The 24,415-nt window shown below is 71.5% G+C and carries 23 protein-coding genes and 1 tRNA gene; 12 read left to right on the top strand and 12 right to left on the bottom strand.

All coding sequences use genetic code 11. From position 1 onward, the window contains the following. The coding region (locus tag Q0R63_RS04550; protein WP_295694659.1) for a cation:proton antiporter at positions 1-383 on the bottom strand (383 nt) is incomplete at its 3' end. A gap of 46 nt (positions 384-429) precedes the next feature. Between Q0R63_RS04550 and Q0R63_RS04545 the strand changes: the two genes are divergently transcribed. Then, complete coding sequence (locus Q0R63_RS04545) at positions 430-3,198, top strand: penicillin acylase family protein (protein ID WP_295694657.1); 2,769 nt, start codon at positions 430-432, stop codon at positions 3,196-3,198. A gap of 168 nt (positions 3,199-3,366) precedes the next feature. On the opposite strand, the gene Q0R63_RS04540 is transcribed toward Q0R63_RS04545, so the two are convergent. Then, positions 3,367-3,969, bottom strand: coding sequence for a 5-formyltetrahydrofolate cyclo-ligase (locus Q0R63_RS04540; protein WP_295694655.1), 603 nt, complete (start codon positions 3,967-3,969; stop codon positions 3,367-3,369). 24 nt (positions 3,970-3,993) lie between these two features. On the opposite strand from Q0R63_RS04540, the gene Q0R63_RS04535 reads away from it, so the two are divergent. From Q0R63_RS04535 to Q0R63_RS04510, 6 genes are all read left to right on the top strand, one after another. Beyond that, positions 3,994-5,463, top strand: coding sequence for a UTP--glucose-1-phosphate uridylyltransferase (locus tag Q0R63_RS04535; protein ID WP_295694654.1), 1,470 nt, complete (start codon positions 3,994-3,996; stop codon positions 5,461-5,463). Positions 5,464-5,467: 4 nt separating this feature from the next. Next, complete coding sequence (gene glp / locus Q0R63_RS04530; RefSeq protein WP_295694652.1) at positions 5,468-6,718, top strand: gephyrin-like molybdotransferase Glp; 1,251 nt, start codon at positions 5,468-5,470, stop codon at positions 6,716-6,718. Between the two features lie 4 nt (positions 6,719-6,722). Then, positions 6,723-7,205 (top strand): cyclic pyranopterin monophosphate synthase MoaC, encoded by a 483-nt coding sequence (moaC, locus tag Q0R63_RS04525; RefSeq protein WP_295694650.1) that lies wholly within the window; start codon positions 6,723-6,725, stop codon positions 7,203-7,205. Continuing rightward, entirely contained in the window at positions 7,202-7,723 is a 522-nt protein-coding gene (locus tag Q0R63_RS04520; RefSeq protein WP_295694648.1) for a MogA/MoaB family molybdenum cofactor biosynthesis protein, read from the top strand. The genes moaC and Q0R63_RS04520 overlap by 4 nt, the downstream gene beginning before the upstream one ends. A gap of 11 nt (positions 7,724-7,734) precedes the next feature. Beyond that, positions 7,735-8,355: a GNAT family protein gene (locus Q0R63_RS04515; protein ID WP_295694633.1), complete on the top strand. Its 621-nt coding sequence runs from the start codon at positions 7,735-7,737 to the stop codon at positions 8,353-8,355. A gap of 136 nt (positions 8,356-8,491) precedes the next feature. Then, positions 8,492-9,481: a hypothetical protein gene (locus Q0R63_RS04510; RefSeq protein WP_295694630.1), complete on the top strand. Its 990-nt coding sequence runs from the start codon at positions 8,492-8,494 to the stop codon at positions 9,479-9,481. A gap of 108 nt (positions 9,482-9,589) precedes the next feature. Here the strand turns inward: Q0R63_RS04510 and Q0R63_RS04505 are convergent, their stop codons facing one another. Beyond that, positions 9,590-10,711, bottom strand: coding sequence for an AI-2E family transporter (locus Q0R63_RS04505; protein WP_295694627.1), 1,122 nt, complete (start codon positions 10,709-10,711; stop codon positions 9,590-9,592). A gap of 73 nt (positions 10,712-10,784) precedes the next feature. Between Q0R63_RS04505 and Q0R63_RS04500 the strand changes: the two genes are divergently transcribed. After that, positions 10,785-10,857: transfer RNA gene (locus Q0R63_RS04500), tRNA-Ala, on the top strand. Here Q0R63_RS04500 and Q0R63_RS04495 read toward each other — a convergent pair. Then, positions 10,849-11,175, bottom strand: a complete 327-nt coding sequence (locus tag Q0R63_RS04495; RefSeq protein WP_295694625.1) for a tyrosine-type recombinase/integrase — start codon at positions 11,173-11,175, stop codon at positions 10,849-10,851. The genes Q0R63_RS04500 and Q0R63_RS04495 overlap by 9 nt on opposite strands. Positions 11,176-11,328: 153 nt before the next feature. Continuing rightward, a complete protein-coding gene (locus Q0R63_RS04490) occupies positions 11,329-12,090 on the bottom strand; it encodes a DUF4386 domain-containing protein (RefSeq protein WP_295694622.1) in 762 nt (253 codons plus the stop codon). A 347-nt stretch (positions 12,091-12,437) separates the two neighbouring features. On the opposite strand from Q0R63_RS04490, the gene Q0R63_RS04485 reads away from it, so the two are divergent. Continuing rightward, positions 12,438-13,094: a DUF4389 domain-containing protein gene (locus tag Q0R63_RS04485; protein WP_295694620.1), complete on the top strand. Its 657-nt coding sequence runs from the start codon at positions 12,438-12,440 to the stop codon at positions 13,092-13,094. Positions 13,095-13,512: 418 nt separating this feature from the next. Here Q0R63_RS04485 and Q0R63_RS04480 read toward each other — a convergent pair whose 3' ends face one another. The 3 genes from Q0R63_RS04480 to Q0R63_RS04470 all read right to left on the bottom strand — a co-directional run bounded on the left by Q0R63_RS04480 (position 13,513) and on the right by Q0R63_RS04470 (position 17,960). After that, entirely contained in the window at positions 13,513-14,610 is a 1,098-nt protein-coding gene (locus Q0R63_RS04480) for an arabinan endo-1,5-alpha-L-arabinosidase (RefSeq protein WP_295694617.1), read from the bottom strand. Positions 14,611-14,826: 216 nt separating this feature from the next. Further along, positions 14,827-17,097, bottom strand: a complete 2,271-nt coding sequence (locus Q0R63_RS04475) for a glycoside hydrolase family 25 protein (RefSeq protein WP_295694614.1) — start codon at positions 17,095-17,097, stop codon at positions 14,827-14,829. 176 nt (positions 17,098-17,273) lie between these two features. After that, positions 17,274-17,960: a GNAT family N-acetyltransferase gene (locus Q0R63_RS04470; protein ID WP_295694612.1), complete on the bottom strand. Its 687-nt coding sequence runs from the start codon at positions 17,958-17,960 to the stop codon at positions 17,274-17,276. Between the two features lie 55 nt (positions 17,961-18,015). Here Q0R63_RS04470 and Q0R63_RS04465 point away from each other — a divergent pair, with 55 nt between their 5' ends. Further along, positions 18,016-18,978, top strand: coding sequence for a WYL domain-containing protein (locus Q0R63_RS04465; RefSeq protein ID WP_295694610.1), 963 nt, complete (start codon positions 18,016-18,018; stop codon positions 18,976-18,978). Positions 18,979-19,089: 111 nt separating this feature from the next. Further along, positions 19,090-19,866 carry a DinB family protein gene (locus Q0R63_RS04460; RefSeq protein WP_295694607.1) on the top strand — a complete coding sequence of 259 codons (777 nt, stop codon included), beginning with the start codon at positions 19,090-19,092 and terminating at the stop codon, positions 19,864-19,866. Positions 19,867-20,088: 222 nt separating this feature from the next. Here Q0R63_RS04460 and Q0R63_RS04455 read toward each other — a convergent pair whose 3' ends face one another. The 4 genes from Q0R63_RS04455 to Q0R63_RS04440 form a co-directional block, all read right to left on the bottom strand. Then, positions 20,089-20,391 (bottom strand): hypothetical protein, encoded by a 303-nt coding sequence (locus Q0R63_RS04455; protein ID WP_295694604.1) that lies wholly within the window; start codon positions 20,389-20,391, stop codon positions 20,089-20,091. Positions 20,392-20,558: 167 nt separating this feature from the next. Then, a complete protein-coding gene (locus Q0R63_RS04450) occupies positions 20,559-21,458 on the bottom strand; it encodes an AlkA N-terminal domain-containing protein (protein ID WP_295694600.1) in 900 nt (299 codons plus the stop codon). Further along, entirely contained in the window at positions 21,455-21,658 is a 204-nt protein-coding gene (locus Q0R63_RS04445; protein WP_295694598.1) for a hypothetical protein, read from the bottom strand. Before Q0R63_RS04445 ends, Q0R63_RS04450 begins: the two co-directional genes overlap by 4 nt. Before the next feature lie 125 nt (positions 21,659-21,783). Next, positions 21,784-23,856: a beta-galactosidase gene (locus Q0R63_RS04440; protein WP_295694596.1), complete on the bottom strand. Its 2,073-nt coding sequence runs from the start codon at positions 23,854-23,856 to the stop codon at positions 21,784-21,786. A gap of 191 nt (positions 23,857-24,047) precedes the next feature. Here Q0R63_RS04440 and Q0R63_RS04435 point away from each other — a divergent pair. Beyond that, positions 24,048-24,415 (top strand): extracellular solute-binding protein (locus tag Q0R63_RS04435; RefSeq protein ID WP_295694594.1); only part of this gene is annotated, 368 nt, incomplete at its 3' end.

Here is a 24,415-nt window from a genome sequence, read left to right as displayed (position 1 = left end):
TCGAGGTGCAGCAGGAACCGGCTGGCGACCCCCACGACGACGACCGACACGACGACTCCCACGGTCGAGAGCACCGCGGCCGGCGCCACCGACCGACGGATGCCCGACCACCGGGTCGTCAGCCCGCCCTCGGCGAGGATGAGGATGAGCGCGGCATACCCGAGCACCTGCGTGAGAGCGGCCGAGTCGAAGCGGATGCCCAGCCCCGACTCGCCGATGCCGAGGCCGATGGCGAGGAAGAGCAGGAGCGCCGGCAGGCCGGACCGCACCGAGAAGCACACCGCGGCGACCGCGACGAGCAGGACGAGGGACCCGACGAGGAGGGACGAGGTGAGGTCCCCGAGGGAGTACTGGGTGACGATCGAAGACAGCTGTCCGGTCACGGCAGGCCTCCTCACCAGGTCGTCGCGGCACGGTTAGTCTCGCAGGGTGCAGCGGGCAAGGGTGATCCGGCGGGTCGGACTCGGGGTCGTCATCCTCGTCGTCCTCGTCGTGGTGCTGGCCCTGGTCGCGGTCACCGGCATCGTGCGGCAGTCCTTCCCGCAGACGGCGGGCACGATCCCGCTCAACGGTCTCGGGGCCGACGTGACGGTCGTCCGCGACGCCCAGGGCACCCCGCAGATCTATGCCGACTCCACCGACGACCTCTTCCGCGCCCAGGGCTTCGTCGCCGCGCAGGATCGCTTCTTCGAGATGGACTTCCGCCGCCACGTGACGGCCGGGCGGCTGTCCGAGCTGGTGGGGAAGCAGGGGCTCAACACCGACAAGGTCATCCGGACGCTGGGATGGCGCGACGTCGCCCAGCAGGAGCTGCCCCTGCTGGCGCCGAGCACCCGGCAGTACCTCAACGCCTACGCCGACGGGGTCAACGACTACATCCACCGCAGCGGCAGCGACACGGGCAACATGGGGCTCGAATACGTCGTGCTCGGCTTCCAGGTCAAGGACTACACGGTCGAGGACTGGAGCGCGGTCGACTCCCTCGCCTGGCTCAAGGCCATGGCGTGGGACCTGCGCAGCAACTACAACGACGAGCTGTCCCGCGCCCGGCTCGGCACGCTGTTTCCCGCCGATCAGCTGAAGATCATCTACCCCGACTTCGCGGCGACCGGCCACGACCCGATCCTGTCGGCCTCCGACTGGCAGCCGGGTGCCCTGCCTGCGGCTTCGGCCGTACCGTCGGCACTGAGGGCGGCGGCTGGGGCCGGGGCTGCGACTCCCGCTGCGACTCCCGCTGCGACTCCGGCTTCGGCTCCGGCTTCGGCGGCCGTGGACCCGGCGGTGCGGCCCACGCCCGGGTCGGCGACGGCGGTCGCCGAGCAGTCGGCCCTCGCCAACGTCCAGGCCGCCCTCGACGCGATCCCGGCGACAGTGGGTCGCGGCGAGGGGATCGGCTCCAACTCCTGGGTCGTCGCCGGCTCCCACACCACGACCGGAAAACCGTTGCTGGCCAACGATCCCCACCTCACCGCCTCGCTTCCGGGCATCTGGTACCAGACCGGTCTGCACTGCCGCTCGGTCTCGACGAGCTGCCCCTTCGACGTCTCGGGCTTCTCCTTCGCCGGCCTCCCGGGCATCGTCATCGGGCACAACAACGCCATCGCCTGGGGCTTCACCAACCTCGGTCCCGACGTCTCCGACTTCTACCTCGAGAAGATCACGGACCAGACCTATCTGCGTGACGGCAAGCAGGTGCCGCTGGACGTGAAGCAGGAGACGATCAAGGTCGCCGGCGAGCCCGACGTGCCGCTCACCGTGCGACGGACGGTGCACGGCCCGATCGTCAGCGACGTCATCGCCTCGGCCGATCGGGTGGGGCGCAAGGCCCTCGTGCGCCTGACCCCCCAGCAGGACACGTATGCCGTGTCGCTGTCCTGGACGGGCATCGTCCCGAGCACCACGGCGGACGCGATCTTCGCACTCGACGCGGCGCAGGACTTCCCCCAGTTCCGCGCTGCGGCAGCGAAGTTCGCGGTGCCGGCCCAGAATCTCATCTACGCCGACACGGCCGGCCACATCGGCTACCAGGCCCCCGGTCTCATCCCGATCCGGGCGACCTCGGTGCCCAACACCCCGCCCGGCTACTGGCCGGCGCCCGGGTGGGACAGCCAGTACGACTGGAAGGGCTACGTCCCCTTCGCCCAGCTGCCGTGGACCTACGACCCCCCCGAGGGCTACATCGTCACCGCCAACCAGCAGGTGACGGCGGTCCGGGGCGGGCCGTTCCTCACGACCGACTGGGACCTCGGCTACCGCGCCCAGCGGATCAAGGACCTCCTCAAGGCGACGCCGAAGGTCTCGCCCGACCAGATGCGCCAGATCCAGCTCGACACCCAGAACGGTTTCGCGCCCGCGCTGGTCAAGGCGCTCGCGGCCATCAACCTCGGTCCCGACTCGGAGACCAGCGCCCCCGCCGACGACTTCACCGTGCAGGGCCAGCGCCTGCTGTCTGACTGGGACTTCACCGAGCCGGCCGACAAGAGCAAGGCGGGGATCCGGGCGACCTACTTCAACGCCGTCTGGGTGCGACTGCTCCAGTACACCTTCGACGACGAGCTCCCGACCGACCTGCAGGCCGACGGCGGGTCGCGCTGGATGGTCGCGATCCTGGCCCTGCTGAAGCAGCCGAACAACCCGTGGTGGGACGACAAGCAGACGCCCGGCGTCGTCGAGGGGCGCGACGAGATCCTCAAGAAGGCCCTCGTCAACGCGCGCCTGGACCTGACCCAGCACCTCGGCAAGGACCCGGTCACATGGAACTGGGGCGCCCTCCACCAGGTCACGCTCACCCACCAGGCCCTCGGCGGCGACGGGGTGCCGGGCATCGTCCGCGACATCTTCAACCGCGGACCCATCGGCGTGCCCGGGGGGTCGTCGATCGTGAACGCCAACTCCTACAACGCGGCGGCCCGGAACCCCGACTCGCCCCGGGAGATCGGCACGGACACCTTCGCGGTGACGAGCGCCCCCTCCATGCGGATGGTCGTCGACCTCGGCGACCTCGACGCGTCGAGATGGGTCAACCAGACCGGCAACAGCGGGCATCCCTACGACGCCCACTACATCGACCAGGCCGACGCGTGGGCGGCCGGCGAGACGTTCCCCTGGCCGTCGACGCAGGCGGCCGTCGAGGCGAGCGCCGAGGAGACCCTGATCCTGACGCCGGGCGGGAGTCCGGGGACGCTGCCGAGCCGCTGAGCCGCTGAGCCGCTGAGCCGCTGAGCCGCTGAGCCGGGGAGCCGCTGAGCCGGGGAGCCGCTGAGCCGCTGAGCCGCTGAGCCGCTGAGGCTCGTGGGGCTGGCCGGACCCGGTCGCTGGCCACTTGACTCGGAGTCGAGTGGGCCTGGTGACCGAGTCGATTGCCGGTCAGCGCAGGTCGAGCCAGCCGGTGTCAGCGCTGACGATGCCGTCGACCGGCTGGTCGTGGGCGTCGTGGGGCAGCGGGGTCTCGCTCAGCTCGCCGTCGTGCAGCAGGGTGACGACGAGCGCGTCGGGGCGGCGCCGGAGCAGGGCCCGGTCGTAGGACCCGCCGCCCTGGCCGAGCCGCGTGCGGGCCCGGTCGACGGCGAGGCCAGGGGTGACGATCACCGTCGCGGTGCTGATGGCGCTCGACCCGAGTGGCAGACCGTCGCGCGTCCAGTCCAGCGACCGGTCCTCGAGCAGCTGCGGCAGGATCACCTCGTGGCCGGCGGCCTCGAGCGACTGCACGAGCAGGTGCGTCGGCGGCTCGGTGCCGTATGCCGTGTAGGCGGCGACGCGGCATACCCCGCCTGCGTGGGTGCCTGCGTGGGTGCCAGCGTTGGTGCCTGCGTGGGTATGTGCGTGCGTGGCGACGAGCGCGAGGACGTGCTCCGCGAGCCGGGCCGCGTCGGCCTCGAGGTCACGCGAGGCGACGAGCTCGCGGCGCCGGGCGCGGGCCTGCGTCCGGACTGGCGCCTTGTCCTGCGCGGACTTGGGGTCGGTCGTCACGCGCGTCATCGTAGGGTGGGCGCCATGAGTGCTGAGGGTCTGGCAGAGGCAACGACGCGGATGCGGGCACACGGCGAGCACGAGCGCTCGGTGCGGGCCTTCGAGCACAACTACGCGATCCTCGAGGAGGTTCTCGCGACCGGCGCCGGGGGCGTCATCCCCGAGTCGAGCATCGAGCCGCTCACCGACGTCCCGACCCTCGACGGCGTGCAGTTCACGGCGGCGGAGCTGTCCACCGCGCTGGCGCAGGTCGCGGTCGTCAAGCTGAACGGCGGGCTCGGCACGTCGATGGGCATCAGCGGGCCGAAGTCGGCGCTCCCGATCAAGGACGGGCTGACCTTCCTCGACGTCATCTGCCGCCAGGTGCTCGCCCTGCGCGACGAGCACGACGTCGACCTGCCGCTCATCCTGATGAACTCGTTCCGCACGCAGGACGCGTCGCAGGAGATCCTCGCCCGCTATCCCGACCTGCTCGTCGACGGACTGCCGCTCTCGTTCCTGCAGAGCGCCGAGCCCAAGCTGCGCGAGGACGACCTGGCGCCGGTCGACTGGCCGGCCGACCCCGAGCTCGAGTGGTGCCCCCCGGGCCACGGCGACGTCTACCTCGCCCTGTCCAACAGCGGAGCGCTGAAGACGTTGCTGGACAAGGGGTTTCGCTACGTCTTCCTCTCCAACGCCGATAACCTCGGCGCCACCTGTGACCCGCGGATCGCGGCCTGGCTCCTCGCCGGCGACGTCCCCTACCTCGCCGAGGTCTGCGAGCGCACCGCCAACGACCGCAAGGGCGGCCACCTCGCGGTCCGGAAGTCGGACGGCCGGCTCGTCCTGCGCGACAGCGCGATGGTCGCGCCCGGCGAGGACCACTTCTTCCAGGACACGACCCGCTACTCGACCTTCCACGCCAACAACCTCTGGGTCGACCTCCACGTCATCGACCGGTTGCTCGACGAGAGCGAGGCCCGCGGCGAGGTCGGTCTCGGGCTGCCGGTCATCGTCAACCGCAAGACGGTCGACCCCTCCGACTCCTCCTCGACGCCCGTCATCCAGATCGAGACGGGGATGGGCACAGCGATCGAGCGCATCGAGGGCTCCCGCGCGATCCACGTCCCGCGCGACCGGTTCCGGCCGGTCAAGACGACCAACGAGCTGCTCCTCGTACGGTCCGACATCTTCGCGCTGGCGGCCGACTCGAGCGTCGTCAGCGTCATCGACCACCCGGAGCCCTACGTCGACCTCAGCGCGCCCTACAAGCTGGTGCCCCACTTCGAGGAGCGGTTCGCCCACGGCGTGCCGTCGATGAAGCAGGCCACCTCGCTGCGGGTGACGGGGGACGTGAGCTTCGGCGCCGGGGTGGTCTGCGTCGGCGACGTCGTCGTCGACGGGGCCACGACGCCGGTGGTCGCTGCCGGCACGCACCTCGGCCCGAGCCCGGACCCGCACCTCGACTCGCACCTCGACACGCATCTCGACTCGCACCCCGGAACGGGGGCCTGAGCCCGTGCCCACCGTCGCCGAGCACCTCGCCACGATCCTCGCCGCCGTCCGGCCCGCCGAGCCGGTGCGGCTGCCCCTCGCCGACGCCCTCGGCCTCATCCTCTGCGAGGACGTCAGCTCGCTCGTTGACCTGCCCGGCTTCGACAACTCCGCCATGGACGGGTATGCCGTGCGGTCGGCCGACGTGCTCGCCGCCGACGCCGCGGTGCCGGGCTCGTCGGTGACCCTCCCGGTCGTCGGCGAGGTCGCCGCCGGCGGCGTCGCCACCACCCCTGTCGGACCGGGCGAGGCCGTCCGGATCATGACCGGCGCGATGATGCCCGAGGGTGCCGACGCCATCGTCAAGGTCGAGGACACCGATGACGGCACCGAGACCGTCGAGATCCGTGCGGGCGTCCCGGTCGGGCTGTCGGTGCGACCGGCGGGGGAGGACGTGCGCCGCGGCGCCGTCGTCCTCACGGCCGGTGTCGAGATCGACGCCCGGCGGGTGGCCCTGCTCGCTGCAACCGGCCACGGCGACGTCCTCGTCCGGCCGCGCCCGCGGGTCGCGGTCGTGTCGACCGGCGCCGAGCTCGTCGAGCCGGGAAAACCCCTGGCACCCGGGCAGATCCACGACTCCAACTCCCACATGCTCGCGGCCGCCGTCGTGGAGTCCGGCTGCGTCGTCGTCCATCGGCGCAGCGTCGACGACGACGGCGACGAGGTCCTGAGGGTGCTGGCCGAGCTCGCCGTCGACAGCGACGCGATCATCACCAGCGGCGGCGTGAGCATGGGCGCCTACGACGTGGTCAAGGAGGTCCTGCGCGACAGCGGCACCGTCGACTTCGTCCAGGTGAGCATGCAGCCGGGCAAGCCGCAGGGCTTCGGCACCGTGGGGGAGCGTCGGGTGCCGCTCTTCACCCTCCCCGGCAATCCCGTCTCGTCCTACGTGTCCTTCGAGGTCTTCGTCCGGCCGGCGTTGCGCACGATGATGGGCCGCGCGCCCGTGACCCGGCCGGCCCTGCGGGCGCGTCTGCTCCACGGCTTCGACTCGCCGGCCGGCCGCACCCAGATCGCGCGGGGGGTCGCCACCTCCGGCGCCGACGGGTGGCAGGCAGATCCGGTGTGGGGACAGGCATCCCACTTCATCGCCGACCTCTCGCGGGCCAACGCCTTCCTCGTGATCCCTCCCGAGGTCACCCACCTCGATGCGGGCGACGAGGTGGAGATGTGGCTGCTGGGGGGCGCGGAAGGACGGGTGTCGGTGTCAGGATGAGCGGGTGACCGACCGCCCCCGCTCCCTGACGCACGTGCGCGCCGACGGCTCGGCGCACATGGTCGACGTCAGCGCGAAGCAGGTCACGGCGCGTGAGGCGTCCGCGGCGGGCCGGGTCCTGCTGTCCGGAGCCGCGATCTCGGCCCTGCGGTCGGGCGAGGTCCCCAAGGGTGACGCGCTCGCCGTGGCGCGGATCGCCGGGATCCAGGCGGTCAAGCGCACCCCCGAGCTGATCCCCCTCGCCCACCCCATCGCGGTCCACGGCGTCACGGTCGACCTCACCGTCGCCGACGACGGCGTCGACATCAGCGCGAGCGTCCGCACCGCCGACCGCACCGGGATCGAGATGGAGGCCCTGACCGCCGTCGCCGTCGCCGCCCTGGCCCTCATCGACATGGTCAAGGCCGTCGACCGGCACGCCCGGATCACGGACGTGCGCGTCACCGCCAAGTCCGGCGGGCGATCCGGGGACTGGAGCGAGTCATGACAGCGACGGCGGGTGGGGCGGCCGCGGGCGGTGAGCGGGCGGCATACCGGGCGATGGTGGTGTGCGCCTCGACCCGCGCGGCGTCCGGGGTCTACGCCGACACGACCGGGCCGGTCATCGTCGCGGCGCTGCGGGAGTGGGGCTACGACGTGGGCGACGCGACGGTCGTGCCCGACGGCGAGCCGGTGCGCGAGGCCCTGGTCGCCGCGGTCGCCCTCGGGCCCGCCCTCGTCGTCACGACCGGGGGCACCGGGATCTCGCCGACCGACGCGACTCCGGAGATGACACGGCGGGTCATCGAGCGCGAGGTGCCCGGCATCGCCGAGGCGATCCGCGCGGCCGGGGTGGCCAAGGGGGTGCCGACCGCGATGCTCTCCCGCGGGCTCGCCGGCACCGTCGGCACGACCCTCGTCATCAACCTGCCCGGCTCGAGCGGCGGGGTCCGCGACGCGCTCGAGGTGCTCGCGCCGGTGCTCGCGCATGCCCTCGACCAGCTGCGCGGCGGTGACCACCGGTGAGCGTCTGGCCGATGACCCTGGTCAGCCGCGACGGGCGCCGACCGACGATCGTGCTGCGCCGGCTCGGCCGTCGCGACCGCGACACGTGGGACAGGGTGCGACGTGACAACGCGGACTACGTCGGGCAGTGGGAGCCGACTGCTCCCGACGGCATCGGTCGGCGAATGACGTTCCGGCAGTATGTCCGTGGGCTCGACAAGGAAGCCAAGGACGGGCGGATGCTGCCCTTCGCGATCGACATCGACGGCACGATCGCGGGGCAGATGCACCTCTTCGGCATGGTGCAGGGCTCGCTGCTCTCCGGGGCGGCCGGCTACTGGGTCGCCCGCCGGTATGCCGGGACCGGTGTCGCCACCCGCTCGCTCGCCCTACTCTGCGACTACGCCTTCTACACCGCCGGGCTGCACCGGGTCGAGGTCAACATCCGCCCCGAGAACGCGCCGTCGCTGCGGGTCGTCGAGCACCTGCAGTTCCGCGACGAGGGGGTCCGCCAGCGCTACCTCCACATCAACGGTGACTGGCGCGACCACCGCACCTTCGCCCTGACCGTCGAGGACCTCGGTGGCCACAGCGTCTCCGACCGGTGGACGCCGGTGCGCCGCGAGGTGGCGCACGACAGCGGGCACGACTGAGGCCGTTGGCTGCCCGGCTCGGCGGCCCATCTTGTGCCGGTGCCCGGCCGCCCGCATCAGGAGTCACAGCAGCCCCAACAGCGACACACCGACGCGGGTCCGCGGCTCGGGGGTGCCCACGTCCTACGGTCGGAGCGTGCAGCCCGGCAACCTCGTCTTCCTCATCATCGTGGCGATCTGGGCCGTCTATCTGGTCCAGCACTGGATCCGTCGCCGCGAGCACGTGGCGACAGCCCGGTCCGTCGACCGCTTCAGCGAGGCGATGCGCGTGCTGGAGCGGCGAACTCCCTTGCCCCGCACCGGCCTTGCGGCCAGCCACCCGCCGTCGTATGCCGTGCGCTCCTCCTTCGCCCGCCCGGCTCTCGTCGTCAAGCGCGCGCCGGCCGTGTCGGAGTCGGTGACTGCGTCGTCGCCGTTGTCTCGCTCGCCGTTGTCCGCGCGGCGGACCGGGTCTTCTCCGGTGAGGCACCCGAAGCGTTCGTCGCGTGAGCTCATGGTCCGGCGCATCCGGGCTGTCGCCTTCCTCGTGACCCTGGCCGCGATCCCCGTGACCTTCGTCCTCGCGGTGGCCCACGTGCTGCTCTGGATCAGTGTCGCCATCGCGATAGCGGCCTTCGTCGTCGTGGTCGCAGGGCTGCGTGCGGCGATGAAGCGCGACCTGTCCGTCCGCCGCGCCGCTCGCGCCGCCGCCCGTCGCCGGTACGCGCCCCCCTCCTCCCCGGATTGGGGTGAGAACGCTTCATCGAGAGCGCGTTCGTACCCCAACCCCGGGCGCGTGGTCGTCTCCGAGAGCGGCACCCGGGCTTCGAGCGAGCCCGAGGAGACGGCGACCGGGGAGGCCGTAGCGGGATCCGTGGACTCCCCGGCGTTCGTGGCGCGGGCCCGGGACACGGGCGAGGCCTATGACGTGACCGCTTACGTCGCTCGTCCGGGTGAGCCCTCGACGACTCCGTGGAGCCCTGTCCCCGTGCCGCCGCCGACCTACACGCTCAAGGACAGCGCCGTCCGGCCTGCACGCCCCACGGAGCAGCCGGCCGAGGTCAGCCAGGTGCCGGTCCCGATCGAGGTCGAGGACGACGAGCTCGAACGCCTGATGGCCCAGCGCCACCGCCGCGTCGTCGGCTGAGCCCCCGGGCCGCGCAGAACTGGTCAGCTGACCACCTCTGCGCGCGTCCGAGTGCGGGCGCCGTTCAGAACTGCTCAGCTGCCCACTTCTGCGCGCCCCACCGACAGATCAGGCCGGGACGGCTGCCGATTCGTCCTCCGGCGTCGGCCCGTCATCCTCGCTCGCCGCCGTCAGAGCGTCGGCGTCCCCCGACACCAGGTGCCGCCAGACCGAGCTGACGACGGCGGCGGTCGGGACGGCGATCAGCGTGCCGACGATGCCGGCGAGCACGGCTCCTGCCGCGATCGACAGGATGACCGCCAGGGGATGGATGCGCACGGACCGCCCGAGGACGAAGGGCTGCAGCACGTGCGACTCGACCTGCTGCACGACAACGACCACACCCAGCATGATCAGCGCGTTGACCGGGCCGTGGGCGACGAGCGCGAGCAGGACGGCGACCGATCCGCTGAGCAGCGCACCGACGATGGGAATGAACGACAGCACGAAGACGAGGACCCCGATAGCCAGGGCGAACGGGACGCGCAGGATCAGCGCCCCCACCGTGATGCCCACCGCGTCCGTGGCTGCGACGAGGACGGTCGCGTGGGTGTAGGCCGTCAGCTGGCGCCACGCGACGTGGCCCGACGACTCGACCCGGCTGCGTGCGCGTCGCGGGAACAGCTGCACGATCCAGCCCCAGATCCCCGGGCCGTCGTAGAGGAAGAAGAACAGCCCGAACAGGCTGATGAACAGCCCGGCCACCACGTGGGTGGCCGTGACGCCGGCCTTCGCGGCATACGAGCGCAGGTCGGTGCTGGACTGGAGCGCCGTGGTGAGCTGGTCGACGTAGCCGTCGAACTGGCTGTCGGTGATGTTGAACGTCGTGCGCAGCCAGTCGCGGATCTGGGTGATGCCCGAGGCGGCCTGCGCGGCCATGTCCCCCATGCCGCCGCTGATCTGCGTGCCGGCGAGGGTGAGCAGCCCGGCGATGACGAGGATCGTGCCGAGCAGTGTGACACCGGCAGCCAGCCCGCGCGGCATGTGCTTGGTCAGCCACAGGTGGATGCCACTGAGGAGTGCGGTGAGCAGCGTGGCGATGATGACGGGGATGACGACCTCGGAGAGGTGGCCGAGCGCATACGCAGCAGCGACGACGGCGACCGCGATGATCAGCAGCCGCCAGGCCCACTCGCTCGCCGCACGGACGGGGGCGGGGACGGGCGAGGTCTCGGGCGGGGTCTCCGTCATGGCCCCACCGTATGCGGTGTCGTCCGGGTTTCAGCCCGGCCTTGCGCCGGTGTTAGAGTTTCGACCGCATCAAGGGGCTGTGGCGCAGTTGGTAGCGCGTCTCGTTCGCAATGAGAAGGTCAGGGGTTCGAATCCCCTCAGCTCCACCGAAGCGAAACCCCGCCTGACCTGCACAGACACCGTGCACGAGGCGGGTTTTTCGTGTTGTCATTTGCCGTTCCCCTCTCGGCGTGCCCCCCGGTGCCCCCCGCCCGCGAGTTCAGCCTCTCCAGACCGGCCGCATCGGCCCCCGTCCCGAGGAAGTGGAGGTACCGGTTCGTCGTCGCGATCGACTCATCACCCATCCACGCCTGCACCGTGCCCGGGTCGACGCCGCGCGCCAACCATAGGCACGCGGCCGTGTGGCGCAGGTCGTGCACCCCGCTGATGTCCGGTGCCACGGCTGACTCCGCCCTCAAGTGCATGAAAGCTGTTCATGACGACCGGCGCGGTCCCGCGGCACGTGAGCTGACCGGTCGCCCCCCACATTGGTCCTCGCCGATCTGATCCTCGTTCCGCCGCCCCTCATGTCGGCGCACGTCCGTAGGGTCGAGCCCGAAGGCTCTACGCCCCGGGTGTCAGGGTCGGTGAAGGAGGGCCGACCGGTTGAAGCCCTTCGCCAGCAGCCACACCGCGAGCACCATCTCCTGCAGGGCGATGGGGGCGGCAAGCGCCACCTGAGCGGCCGACAACGGCGCAATGACATCGAAGATGAGCAGCCCGGCGGCCACCATCAGCAGGACCGTCCCGGCGATGCCCCATGCTGAGAGCCAGGTCGGGATCAGCTTGCTCCGGTAGAACACCAAGTAGTACAGAAGGCTGCCAAGACTGAACGCCAGCAACAGTCCCACGTCGACCAGCCCGTGATACTGCGCCAGCATCGTGGCACCCAGGGTCTTGAAATGCTGGTCGGCGGGCGCACCGGCGTCGACGAACTCCGCACTCAGCGTCGATAGCGACAGCAGCACCACGATGCCGAGGGCGGAGAACACGCCCTCGATGATGCGGAAGCCGACAGACCCAAGCGCTAGCCCTTCACCGAACCTCCGCAGTACCGGGTAGAGCGCGATCGCGATGCCCGGTGACGCCAGCGCAGCGATGAAGCCCAGCACCACGCCCGTGGCCACCTGCCCGTGGTGTGCGGTCGCGGCGTTCAGGTAGTCCGACCCGATCACCGGCGCCAGAAACGGTCCGCTGAGCAGGCTCGCCACCGTTGCGACGATAAGCAGCACGCCCGCAGCGACCGCGTTCTTCCTCGTAGGGTCGACTGAAGCGCCGGCTCCCAAAGCCCGGTCAGGCTCTTCGTGAATCACAGCCGAAGGATCCTCCGTGACAGCCATTCACCCATCTCCTTGCTGACCGCTACGGTCGAGCGGCGTCTGCGGAACCTCGAGCCACCGTAGGAACAGAGTTTCCTGGTTGACAGAGTCCAACGTCCTACCACCCGAACTTCGTCATGGCCGCCGAACCACCACCGCTAGCGCCCTGACTCCGGGGCGGTGCCGCGGCCCGAATCCCGTGACGAGATCGGGGCCTCTGCGGGGACCTTCGGCCCGAGTTCGGGACTTGTGACTCTGCCCGGGGCCCGGCGTTGCATAGAGCAGTACCGGGGCCTACGAAAGCTCCACGATGCGTAGGACATTCCTCCTTGGTGGGGCGTCGAGGCCGCGTCAACGAAAGGACTGTCATGGTTGTTGCGTCAGAGGTCTATGCGGCCAGGCTCCAGGTCGACTATCCGGAGCGTTTGGACCGGGTCACCACCGCACTTCGGATGATCTGGATCATCCCGATTGCGATCGTCCTGTCCGTGCTGGCCGCGCAGGCGACCTCGAGGGTGACGATGGTCGACACCACCGGCCAGATCGTCTCCCAGATCAACAGGACCAGCGGGGGCATCACCGGTGCTCTGTTCGCGGCGACGGTTCTGATGCTTCTCTTCCGGCGGAGGTACCCCCGGTGGTGGTTCGACTTCGCGCTGCAGCTCAGCCGCTTCTCGGCCAGAGTAGGCGCGTATGCGGCGTTGCTGACGGACAGGTACCCCTCCACCGAGGACGAGCAATCGGTCCACCTCGAAATTGACTACCCCGACGCCAAGCGGACCCTCAACCGGTGGCTGCCGCTGGTGAAGTGGTTCCTGGTCATCCCGCACCTCATCGTGCTGGCGGTGTTGGCGCTCGTCGCGGTCGTCGCGGTCATCGTGGCGTGGTTCGCCATCCTCGTCACCGGTCGCTACCCGCGAGCCTTGTTCGACTATGTCGTCGGGGTCGGCCGGTGGGCACTCCGGGTCCAGGCCTACGCAGCCCTGCTGGTCACCGACCAATACCCGCCGTTCCGCCTCTCCTGACAGCTTGGCCTTCCCCACTTCCACCCGCACACAGCAGAGGTCACACTCGACCGGACCTTCCATCAGGGCGAGCTGAGTGACACCACTCTCTATCCGGGCGGTGTGACGCGCCTCCCCCTCGGCTCCACCACACCAACACCCCACCTGACCGACACGAACACGGTGCAGCAGGCGGGGCTTCTCCTGTGAGATCTGCCATCCCTCAGCCTGCGTCCCCCAGTGCCTCGAATTGAGCCGGCCGAGACCCGCCGAAGTCGCTCCAGACCCCGACGGCGGTCGAGAGCGCTGAGCAGCCCACAGGTAGAGCAAGCGACAGTTGCCGAAGTAACGTCCGCCGAGCGCTCGTCCACCTGCGTAGGGAAGTCGTCGACACGAAGGCTCGTTCCCCTCCCGACCTCGCCTTTCCGTACGCCCGTGCCTACAGGGCGGGCCAGCCGTCCACCCAGGTGATGCGGTTGATGCCGAGGCGGGGCGTGCCGGCGTCGCGTTGGTTGTAGTAGTGGTAGACGAGCCAGTCGACGCCGCGGTCGTGGAGGACGGTCTCCCCGCCCGGGCCGATGACGTAGTCGTGCGTCGACAGGACCATGGAACCGCCGACGGCCATCATCGGCGTACCGCCGCGGCCGAGATAGGGCCCGGTCGGCGTCCGCGATCTGCCGACCCTGATGTTGTAGGTGCTGTTCAGGCCCTGACAGCAGAAGTCGTTGGAGGTGAACAGGTAGTACCAGCCGTCGTGGAGGTAGATGTAGGCCCCCTCGATCGGGTCGTACTGGACCTTGGGCCGTTCCGCCAGGGAGGTCCGGGTCGGAGTGGCGCTGCTGGGCTTCCCGGTGGCCGGGTCCAATTGGATCATCTTGATGCCGGTCCAGAACGAGCCCAACGACAGCTGCCAGCGGCCCTGGGCGTCGACGAGGAGTCCGGGGTCGATCGCGTTGAGGTCGTCCGCCACGCCGGTTGGGCTGTGGGCCGCGTCGTGCGAGGCGTAGACGAGTCCTTGGTCGGTCCAGCTGCCGGGGGCCGCGGTCCTGCTGGTGGCGAGCCCGATGGCCGACTGGTTGGACCCGAACGAGGAGACGGAGTAGTAGAGCCAGTAGATGCCCCGATGGAAGGAGACGTCCGGGGCCCAGAGGTCCGTGGCTCCCCCGCCCTGGTAGTCCGCAGCCCAGGTGGCACCGCCGGGAAGCACGGAGCCGACGAACCGCCAGTCCGTCCGGTCCGAGGAGTGCCGGATCTGGATGCCGTCATGCGTCGAGAAGACGTAGTAGCTGCCGTCCGCCACCCGGATCATCGACGGGTCGTGGGTGCTGGCGCCGCCGGTGACGGGGAGGGGCAGCGGATAGCGGGCCGCAGCTGCCCTGGGTGTCGCAGCTGCGCCGGGTGTCGTCGCGGAGCTGGGTGCCCTCGCGGTGACGGCGGACGCCGTGGGGATCGCCGATCCGATGAGGGCACCGCCCGTGACGAGCAGCACCACCAGACGCAGCGAACGGCTCGTGAGCCGGGAACCCATCAGGGACATGCGCGACCTTCCCGGTTGTCGCACTCGACGCCGAACGGGACGGCGCTGCAGCGGCATACCTGTGTCCACCGGGTGAGGTGCACCATCTGGACGCTAAGCCGGTCAGCGCGCCGGGTCAAGGCGTGCTCGGTCCGCGCCTCGGCGACCTTCCGAACTGAACCGAACCGAACCGAGCCGCGCCCAGCGACGGCGCCCAGCGACGGTGGCCACGGCCTCTCAGCGGAGCGTGACGGTGCGGCAGCCGAGCTGGGGGCTGATGGTGCCGGCGCCGCTGTTGTTCGCCGTGACGCAGACCTGGTGCGTGCCGCGGGTGGCGGGCAGGCTGAGCGCATAGCCGTGGTCGGGTCCGTAGCCGGGGTAGTAGCGCGCGACGTCGGTCCGCACCGAGCTCGCGGTGGCGGTCGTCACGGCGTGCCCGTCGACCGAGACCGTGACGGTGATCGGGGCGGCGGTGTCGGGGTCGATCGTCCAGCCGGCCACGCCGAGTGCCGTGCCGGTCCAGCCCACCCCGTCCACGGACCCGATCGGGACCGAGGTCGGGACGTTGACGGTGCGGCAGCCGAGCTGCGGGCTGACCGTGCCGGCGCCCATGTTGATGGCCGTCACGCAGACCTGGTGCAGACCAGGGGCGGCGGGCACGGTCAGGCTGTAACCGTGGTTCGGCCCGTAGCCGGGGTAGTAGCGGGCGACGTCGGTCCTCACGGCACTGGCGGTGGCGGTGGCGGCTGGGCGCCCGTCGACGGAGACGGCGACGTTGATGGGGGCGGCGGTGTCGGGGTCGATCGTCCAGCCGGCCACGCCGAGCGCCGAGCCGTTCCAGCCGATCCCGTCCACGGACCCGATGGGCGTCGAGGTCGGGACGTTGACGGTGCGGCAGCCGAGCTGCGGGCTGACCGTGCCGGCGCCGACGTTGTTGGCCGTCACGCAGACCTGGTGCGGGCCGGGGGCCGCGGGCACGGTCAGGCTGTAGCCGTGGTTCGGCCCGTAGGCGGGGTAGTACCTGGCGATGTCGGGTCGGGCGGTGCCGGCGGTCGCGGTGGTCGCCGGGTGCCCGTCGACGGAGACGGAGACGGTGATCGGGAGGGTGGTGTCGGGGTCGATGGCCCAGCCGGCCACGCCGAGCGCGGACCCGGTCCAGCCGGCGCCGTCGAGCGATCCGATGGGCAGGAAGGTGGGGACGGTGACGGTGCGGCAGCCGAGCTGGGGGCTGGTCGTGCCGGCGCCCACGTTGTTGGCCGTCACGCATACCTGGTGGGGGCCGGGAGCGGCGGGAAGGGTGAGGTTGTATCCGTGGTCGGGTCCGTAGCCGGGGTATGCCGCCGCGACGTCGGGTCGGGCGGCACTGGCCGCGGCGGTGGTGGCGGTGTTCCCGTCGACCGTGACCGAGACGGTGATGGGGAGGGTGGTGTCGGGGTCGATGGCCCAGCCGGCCACCCCGAGTGCGGATCCGGTCCAGCCGGCCCCGTCGAGCGACCCCATCGGCAGGGGCGCGGGGACGGTGACGGTGCGACAGCCGAGCTGGGGGCTGATGCTGCCGGCGCCCACGTTGTTGGCCGTCACGCATACCTGGTGGGGGCCGGGAGCGGCTTGGAAGGTGAGGTTGTAGCCGTGGTTCGGGCCGAAGGCGGGGTAGGCGCTCGCCACGTCGGCCCGCGCGCCGCCGGCGGTCGCGGTCGTGACGGTGGCGCCGTCGACCGAGACGGAGACGGTGATCGGGGCGGTGGTGTCGGGATCGATCGCCCAGCCGGCCATGGCCAGGGCCGACCCCGTCCAGGTCACGGCATCGAGCGAGCCGAACGGCACGGAGGGTGCGCTCGCTCCGTTGGCCAGGGCCATCAGGTTGTCGGTCGTCCCGTTGAAGACGCTCATGTCGACGGAGCCCTGGATGCCCGGCACGCTCGCCGCGTCGGTGTACTGCCAGAACGTGTAGTAGGTCCACCCGCCGGGCAGCTGGGGAGCCGATCCGTAGGTCGCGACCCAGAGCGGGTAGCCGGTGAAGACGGTCGAGTTGGCCATCGCCGTCTGCCAGAAGTACGGGCCGGTGTAGATCATGCCGTCCCGGCCGGTCAGCCGCTTGATCTCCTGCAGGTAGGCCTGGGTCCAGGCGATGAGCGCCGGGGGGGTCAGCCCGCCGGTCACCTCGAGGTCGAGGACGGGTGGCAGGTCGCCGACGCGGGACAGGGTGCCGGCGCCCTGGACGAAGTAGTCCGCCTGCGCGACGGCGCTGGTGGCCGGCTGCGCGAAGTGGTACGCGCCGCGCACCATGTTGGCCGAGGCCATCGCCGCGAAGTCGCTGGCGAAGTACGGGTTGGTGTAGCCCGCGCCCTCGGTCGCCTTGACGAAACCGAAGGTCGCACCCCCGCTGGCGTGGACCGACTGCCAGTCGATGTTGTAGCCCTGGGGGTGCTGGTAGCTCGAGACGTCGGGTCCGTTGACGGAGCCGACGGCGACCCCGGCACCGAGGACGAGCAGGAGGCAGGCTCCCATGGACGTCAGGAGGTGACGCGTGGTTGAGCGCATTTCGGGAGGTCCTCGACGTCTTGCGCGCAGACGCCGCGACGACGCGGGTGCACGGGGTGGGATCGCTGCGGGGGGCAGGCACTCGGGATGGTTGGTCCCCACCATTGCAGGGATAGTAAACCCGGGCAATAGGACTAAAAGGTCTAATTCAAATTCTTGGCTGCTGGTGCCCCTGTGGCCACTGGGGCGTTCCCGCTGTCGGAAACGCCGTCGAAGTCGATCCGCATGACCACCCGCCGCAGGGTGGGGTGGCTGACCTGCGCGAAGCCGGCCTCCTCGAAGACCTGCCGGGCGCCCACGTGCACCTCGCCCCAGGTGATCACCTTGCCCGGCTGCGTGATCATCGGATAGGCCTCGAGCGCCCGGGCACCGCGGCCCCGGGCGAAGTCGATCGTGGCGCGGGCGAGGGGATACATCAGGCCCCGGCCGCGGTAGCCCTTGCGGACCACGAAGCAGGTCACGGCCCAGACGCCGTCGTCGTCCCTGTCCTCGGTCCGCCCCTTCCAGGGCACGGGCGAACGCGTCAGATTCGGGTATGCCGTGCGCGGCTCGACCGCGACCCACCCCACCGGTTCGCCCTCGGCGAGGAGGACCAGGCCGCTGGTGGTCGTGGCATCCGGCTCGTCGGAGGCGGTCTGGTCCTGGAGCATGGCGGTCCGCTCCGAGAGCGTGGAGTCGCGCCAGATCCAGCCGTGCACCTTCAGGCGCTGGCACAGGCAGAGCCCGGCGTCCTTGGTGCCGAAGATCGCGAGGAGGTCGTCCCACGACGCCTCGTTGGCCGGGACGATGCGGAGCTGGTGGGCGGAGAACGGGGTCGTCATCTCGGTCATGCCCGGCAGGCTACGACCTTTTCCGGACGATAGCCTTCCGGCTCGTGAGCACCTCATGACGTCGGACGGGAGCCCCACCGCGCGGGCACTGATGACGCTCGAGCTGCTGCAGGCCAAGCCGGGCATCACCGCCGACCAGCTGGCTGCGCAGCTCGGCGTCTCGGAGCGCGCGGCCCGGCGCTACGTCGCGATCCTGCGCGAGGCCGGCATCCCCGTGGAGTCCCTCCGGGGCCCGTACGGCGGCTACCGTCTGGGCCGCGGCGTCCGGCCGCCACCCCTGATGTTCAGCGCCGCCGAGGCCCTCGGCCTGGTCATGGCGGTCCTCGACGGCCACCACGACGCGAGCGACACCGCGGACCCCATCGGGAGTGCGCTGCGCAAGATCGTGCGCGTCCTCCCGGAGCCGGTCGCCGCCCAGGTCGAACCCGTCCGACGGACCACGGCGCCGGCCCCCGACCGCGCCGCCGCACGACCCGACCCCGAGACCACCACCGTTCTCGTACACGCCTGCTCGAGCCAACAGCCGGTCCGTCTCGACTACCGGACCGAGGCCGGGTCGGAGCGGGTCTTCGAGGTCGACCCGTGGGCGGTCGTCGTCCGCCACGGCCGGTGGTACCTCCTCTGCCGGTCCCACCGCGCCGACGTCGTACGGGCCTATCGGATCGACCGCGTGCGCGGGGTCGAGCGGCTCGACGGCACGTGTGCCCCACCCACCGACCTCGACCCGGTCGCCCTGCTCGAGGAGCATCTCGCCGTCGGGTGGGAGTACGAGGTGGAGGTCGTCATCGACGCGCCGTTCGAGGCCGTGAGGCGGTCTCTGCCGCGCGCCATCGGTCGGCTCGACCCGGTCGGCGAGCAGTCGTGCCGCCTCACCGGCAGTACGAGCAACCCCTGGTGGTATGCCGCGCAGCTGGCGGCGCTGCCCGCGGCATACCGGATCGTGGGGTGTCCCGAGCTGAAGGAGACGGCGCGCGTCATCGCCCGCCGGATGCTGTCGGCGAGCGAGGGTGCGGACTGACGAACGAGGTTGCGCGCTCATGTGGTGGTGCTCGACCCGGAGGGCACCGGGCTCTGCGTGGTGCGAGGTCGTGGGAGGCGGATGTCGGTGTGCCTGCCTAGCATCGGCCCCATGACCGAATTCAGGGATGCTGACCTGCAGGGTTCAGTGCTCGACCGCGTCGACCTCGGTGGCGCCCGGCTGCGCGACGTCAGCCTGGCCGGAGCCCGGTTCCACAGCGTCGACCTCAACGGGGTGGTGATGAGGGGGGTCGAGCTGGTCGACGTGTCCATCGACGGCGAGATCGAGAACCTCACGATCAACGGCGTCGACGTCGGCCCGCTGATCGAGGCCGAGCTCGACCGGAGGGACCCGGACCGGGCGAAGATGCGACCGACCGACCCGGCCGGCTTCCGCGAGGCGTGGGACGTGGTGGAGCGGCTGTGGGAGGAGACCCTGGCCCGGGCGCGGGCCCTGCCACCCGAGCTGCTGCACGAGCAGGTCGAGGGCGAGTGGTCGTTCGTCGAGACGCTGCGGCACCTCGCGTTCGCGACGGACGCGTGGATCCGGCGGGCGGTGCTGGGCGACCCGTCGCCGTGGGACCCGCTCGACCTGCCGTGGGACGGGATGCCGGACTGCGCGGAGGTGCCCCGCGACCGGGCGGTCCGCCCGTCGCTCGACACGGTGACCCTGTTGCGTCGAGGCCGGATGGGCACGGTGCGCGAGCTCGTCGACGGGCTGACCGAGGCCTCGCTCGCTGCCGACACCGAGCCGGTCGAGGGGCCCGGGTGGCCGCAGCCCCGCAGCTATCCGGTGCGCCAGTGCCTGCGCATCGTCCTCAACGAGGAGTGGTGCCACCGGCTCTATGCCGAGCGCGACCTCGCGGTGCTCGAGGCTCGCAGGCCGTGACGTCGGGCCGAGCCCGCCGGACCGACGGGGGCGACCGTCCCGGGACCTCGTCTGCGGCGAGAGGAGGTCCCGGGGCCTCTAGTCTGGGCTGGTCCTGACAGTGAACCCAACCGAACCTGAGGACTGAAGGCTACCTCCGAGGTGGCGCGCCCCGGAGAGTTTTCGGCAGATCTGCGGACGACCCGATGGTCCGGTCGCCCGCCGGAGGAGCCGGGTGGGCACCTAGGAACCGTGCGTCGTCGTCCCGCCGCCAGAGTTGCCCTGCTGACCCTGTGCTTGCTGACCCTGTGCTTGCTGACCAAGTGGCGCCTGCACCGGGGCGAAGCCGTCGGAGCCGTCTGCGGCGCTGCTGCCGTCGTCGCCGGACTGCCCACTCGTGCCGCCCGAGGCGGACTGCTGCGTCGCGGCCATCGCGTCGGCGAGGTGGAGGCTGACCCCACCGACGCCCACCACCGCAGCGGCGATCACGCCGATGGTGATCCGGCGCGTCGTGAGCAGCGCGAGATTGGTGGGACGAGGCGACATGAGGGGACTCCTGGAACGGCTGCGGATCAGTGCGGGTGGGCCGAGGGTCGGGGGTCGGGCACGCCCCGAGCTGACGACCCCATCCTCCGTGCGGCATCTGACCGCCCACTGTGCAACCGCTGTCGTCGCGCCACGAGATGAACGCCGCGGCCGACCGTGGCTCAGGGTCAGGTGGGCATCCGGTTGATCGCGTGGCCCCCCGTCGCCCACAGGTGCTGCACGGCATACGCGCGCCAGGGCTGCCAGCGCTCGGCGCGCGCGACCAGGGCCCGTGGAGCACCGGGCAGGTCCAGCAGCGTGGCGGCGGCTCGGACACCGAGGTCGGTCGCGAGGAACGCGTCGGGGTCGCCGAGCCCGCGCATCGCCACGGTCTCGACCGTCCACGGCCCGATGCCCTTGAGGGCGCCGAGCTCGGCGCGGGAGCGGCCGACGTGCCCGGGGTCGAGGCGCACCTCGCCCCGGGCGAGCGCGCTGATCAGTCCGAGGAGGGTCGCCCGACGGGCCCGCGGGAGGGCGAGCGACTCGGGGTCGAGCGCGAGCAGGTCTGTGGGAGAGGGGAACAGGTGGGTCAGCCCGCCGTCGGGGTCGTTGATCGGCGGCCCGTGCGCGAAGACGAGGCGGGCGGCGTGGGTGCGCGCCGCTGCCGTCGACACCTGCTGCCCGAGGACGGCACGCACGGCCAGCTCCTCGACGTCGACCGTCCGCGGCACCCTTCGGCCGGGAGCGCGCGCCACGAGCGGCGCGAGCAGGGGATCGTCGGCCAGGGCGTCGTCGACCACCACCGGGTCGACGTCGAGGTCGAGCAGCCAGCGACACCGGGCGACGGCGTCGTCGAGGTCCCGCGGGTCGGTGAGCCGCAGGCGGCACTCGATGTGGTCCACCGCGGGACGGAGCGCCGCGACGGCATACCCGTATGGCGTCCGCATCGTGCGGCGGTAGGCGCCGCCGCGCCACTCCTCGACGCCGGGCACGCCGGTCACGACAAGGTGCCCGAACAGGCTGTCCGGGTGGAGCGGTGGGCGGAACGGCAGCCGCACGGTGTGCGTCGTGGTGCTCGGGACGGTCACGATGACGTCGAGGGCGGGCGCGATCGCAGCCGGTGCACGATGACGCAGATGGCGACCCCGACGAGGACGAGCGCCGCCCCGACGACCTGGAGCACGGTGCCGGCCCCGCGGTCGAGCAGCCGGACGACCCCGCTGGCGAAGAACAGCACGGAGGTGAGGTAGAGACTGCGCGGGGGCCGGCGGTCGGCAGGTGGGGCCATCGGGCCGAGCGTACGTCCCCCGCTTACGCCTCGACTTGTTGCGGTGTGTTCCGGGCGCAACGGACAGATGGGCGCCAGAACGCGGATCTCACCGCATTAAGTGGGGGTGGGGGGGTAGGCCGGGGTCAGGCCCCCGGGGTCACGCGGACGACGGCGACCCCGCCGCCCGGCACCTTGAGGGTGCCGTCGGTCGCCCGTCCACTGAGCAGCTCGTGGCCGTCGACGGCGACGGCCACCGGGGCGTCGCCGTGGTTGAGGGCCACGAGGTAGTCGACCCCGACGCCGTGCCGGACGACGACCTCGAGCCCGGCGACCCCGGCCCGCGCGCTGAGCCCGGCGTCGCGGTAGACGCGGTCGAGGAGCGTCATGAGGTCGTCGACACCGAGGCGGGTCGAGACATACCAGCCCGTGCCGAGGCCGTGGGTGTGGCGGGTGATGGCGGGCCGACCGGCCGCCGGACCGTCGAGATAGGTGGAGACGACCGCGGCCCCCTCCAGGGCGATGTCGTCGCTCCACACGGTGCCCTCGAGCTCGGGCATCGGCGGGGCGCTCCCGTCCCCGGCGTCGCTCCGGTGCTCCCCCCCGACCCGGACGCTCCCCCCCTCGCGCAGCGGCAGGAACTCCTCGACGGTGAGGCCGAGCGCCCGGCGCAGCGGAGCGAGGTAGCCGCCCTCGTGGACCGCGTCCGTCTCGTCGACGATGCCCGAGAAGTAGGAGACGAGGAGGGTGCCGCCCCCGGCGACGAAGCGGGTGAGGTTGTCGCCGGCGGCCCGGCTCAGCAGATAGGACGCGGGCACCACGACGAGCCGGTATGCCGCAAGGTCGGCCTCGGGGTGCGCGAAGTCGACGGTGTGGCCGGCCTGCCAGAGCGCGGTGTAGAACGCGTCGATGCGCTCGCGGTGGTCGAGGTCGACGCTGGGGCGCCACTCGAGGTCCTGCGCCCAGAACGACTCCTGGTCCCACAGGATCGCGACGTCCGCCCGGACCTGCGTCCCGCGCAGCTCGGCCAGGGCGCCGAGATCGCGTCCGAGAGCGACGACCTCGCGCCACACGCGAGAGCCGGTGCCGGCGTGCGGGAGCATCGCCGAGTGGAACTTCTCCGCGCCGCTGCGCGAGGCCCGCCACTGGAAGAACAGGATGGCATCGGCGCCACGGCCCAAGTGGGACAACGCGTTTCGTGCCATCTCGCCGGGCTGCTTGGCGACGTTGCGGGGCTGCCAGCTGACCGCGGAGGTGGAGTGCTCCATCAGGATCCACGGGCGTCCCCCGGCGAGCGACCGGGTGAGGTCGGCGGCGAGCGCCAGCCCGATCTCGGGCCGGGTCTCGGACGCGGTGAGGTAGTGGTCGTTGGAGACGATGTCGACCTCGCGGGCCCACTGCCACAGCTCGGTCGCGGGACAGCTGCCGGCCATGAAGTTCGTCGTGACCGGCACGTCGGAGTGGGCGCGGATGGCGTCGCGCTCGGCCACGAAGCACTCGCGCAGCGCGTGGTCGCTGAACCGCGCGAAGTCGAGCCGCTGCGTCGGGTTGGCCACGCTGGGTGTCGCGGCCGGGACGTCGACGTGCTCCCACTGCGCATAGCGCTGGCCCCAGAACGTCGTGCCCCAGGCCGCGTTGAGGTGCTCGAGATCGCCGTAGCGGTCCGCCAGCCACCGGCGGAAGGCGGCCGCCGAAGCGGGGGAGTAGTCCTCGGAGACCGGTGCGCCGTACTCGTTGTGCACGTGCCAGAGGGCCAGCGCCGGGTGCCGACCGTAGCGCTGCGCGAGCGCGGTGGTGATCCGGACCGTGGCCGCGCGGTAGGCCGGCGAGCTGGGACCCGCCATCCCGCGGGACCCGAAGCCCAGCACCGTGCCCTCGCGGGAGACCACCCGCGCCTCGGGATAGGCGTGGAAGAACCAGGCCGGCGGAGAGGCGGTCGGCGTGCCGAGGTCGACGCGGATGCCGTTGGCGTGGAGCAGCTCGAGGAGCCGGTCGAGCCAGCCGAACTCGAACCGGCCCTCCTCGGGCTCGAGCAGGGCCCACGAGAAGATCCCGACGCTGACGAGGTTGACGCCGGCCTCCCGCATCAGGATGACGTCCTGCGCCCAGACCTCCTCGGGCCACTGCTCCGGGGTGTAGTCGCCGCCGTAGGCGATGCCCTCTCCCCCCACCAGCCACGGGCCGGGGCGGGGGGTCGAGGGTGCTGGGCGTGGCGGCATCGGTGCTCCGTCGGCGGTGGAAGGACTCATCGGACCCGACGAGGTGGGATCGTGCACAGGAGCCACATAAGCATGGAACCGTTCCCTTGACAAGGACTGCCCGGTGCAGCACTGTGAACGTGCACAGTCGCACGGACCACCCGTGCAGTGCCCCGCCGTCCGCGCTGTGGACGGCCTGACAAGGAGGTCAGATGCGCCTGCACCGACTCACGTTCGCGGCCGCCGTCACGGCTACCGCACTCACGCTCGCGGCCTGCTCCAGCTCCGGTGGCACGGGCACCGCGGCCGCCCCGGTCGCGGCCAAGCCCGGCGAGAAGGTCAACCTGACCTTCTGGACGTGGGCCCCCGGGATGGACAAGATCGCCGCCGTCTGGAACGCCGCCAACCCCGACATCCAGGTGACGGTCAACAAGCAGGACGGCGGCGACCCGGCCGTCACCAAGCTGCTGACTGCCGTCAAGGCGGGGTCGGGGGCGCCCGACCTCATCCAGACCGAGTACCAGAAGATCCCCACCCTCGTCTCGGCCGACGCCCTCGCCGACCTCGCCCCGGTGCTGCC

Source organism: Lapillicoccus sp. (genome assembly GCF_025353065.1).
Classification (GTDB): domain Bacteria; phylum Actinomycetota; class Actinomycetes; order Actinomycetales; family Dermatophilaceae; genus Lapillicoccus.
This window is presented reverse-complemented; position numbering and strand designations above follow the sequence as displayed.

Bases quoted from the DNA above. Each gene is read 5' to 3' on its own strand.
- Q0R63_RS04460 (WP_295694607.1), top strand. From the start codon at position 19,090: ATGACCGAATTCAGGGATGCTGACCTGCAGGGTTCAGTGCTCGACCGC.
- Q0R63_RS04520 (WP_295694648.1), top strand. From the start codon at position 7,202: ATGACAGCGACGGCGGGTGGGGCGGCCGCGGGCGGTGAGCGGGCGGCA.
- Q0R63_RS04485 (WP_295694620.1), top strand. From the start codon at position 12,438: ATGGTTGTTGCGTCAGAGGTCTATGCGGCCAGGCTCCAGGTCGACTAT.
- Q0R63_RS04515 (WP_295694633.1), top strand. From the start codon at position 7,735: ATGACCCTGGTCAGCCGCGACGGGCGCCGACCGACGATCGTGCTGCGC.
- Q0R63_RS04535 (WP_295694654.1), top strand. From the start codon at position 3,994: ATGAGTGCTGAGGGTCTGGCAGAGGCAACGACGCGGATGCGGGCACAC.
- Q0R63_RS04465 (WP_295694610.1), top strand. From the start codon at position 18,016: ATGACGTCGGACGGGAGCCCCACCGCGCGGGCACTGATGACGCTCGAG.
- Q0R63_RS04470 (WP_295694612.1), bottom strand. From the start codon at position 17,960: ATGACCGAGATGACGACCCCGTTCTCCGCCCACCAGCTCCGCATCGTC.
- Q0R63_RS04505 (WP_295694627.1), bottom strand. From the start codon at position 10,711: ATGACGGAGACCCCGCCCGAGACCTCGCCCGTCCCCGCCCCCGTCCGT.
- Q0R63_RS04440 (WP_295694596.1), bottom strand. From the start codon at position 23,856: ATGCCGCCACGCCCAGCACCCTCGACCCCCCGCCCCGGCCCGTGGCTG.
- Q0R63_RS04455 (WP_295694604.1), bottom strand. From the start codon at position 20,391: ATGTCGCCTCGTCCCACCAATCTCGCGCTGCTCACGACGCGCCGGATC.
- Q0R63_RS04475 (WP_295694614.1), bottom strand. From the start codon at position 17,097: ATGGGAGCCTGCCTCCTGCTCGTCCTCGGTGCCGGGGTCGCCGTCGGC.
- Q0R63_RS04445 (WP_295694598.1), bottom strand. From the start codon at position 21,658: ATGGCCCCACCTGCCGACCGCCGGCCCCCGCGCAGTCTCTACCTCACC.
- Q0R63_RS04495 (WP_295694625.1), bottom strand. From the start codon at position 11,175: ATGCACTTGAGGGCGGAGTCAGCCGTGGCACCGGACATCAGCGGGGTG.
- Q0R63_RS04490 (WP_295694622.1), bottom strand. From the start codon at position 12,090: ATGGCTGTCACGGAGGATCCTTCGGCTGTGATTCACGAAGAGCCTGAC.
- Q0R63_RS04480 (WP_295694617.1), bottom strand. From the start codon at position 14,610: ATGTCCCTGATGGGTTCCCGGCTCACGAGCCGTTCGCTGCGTCTGGTG.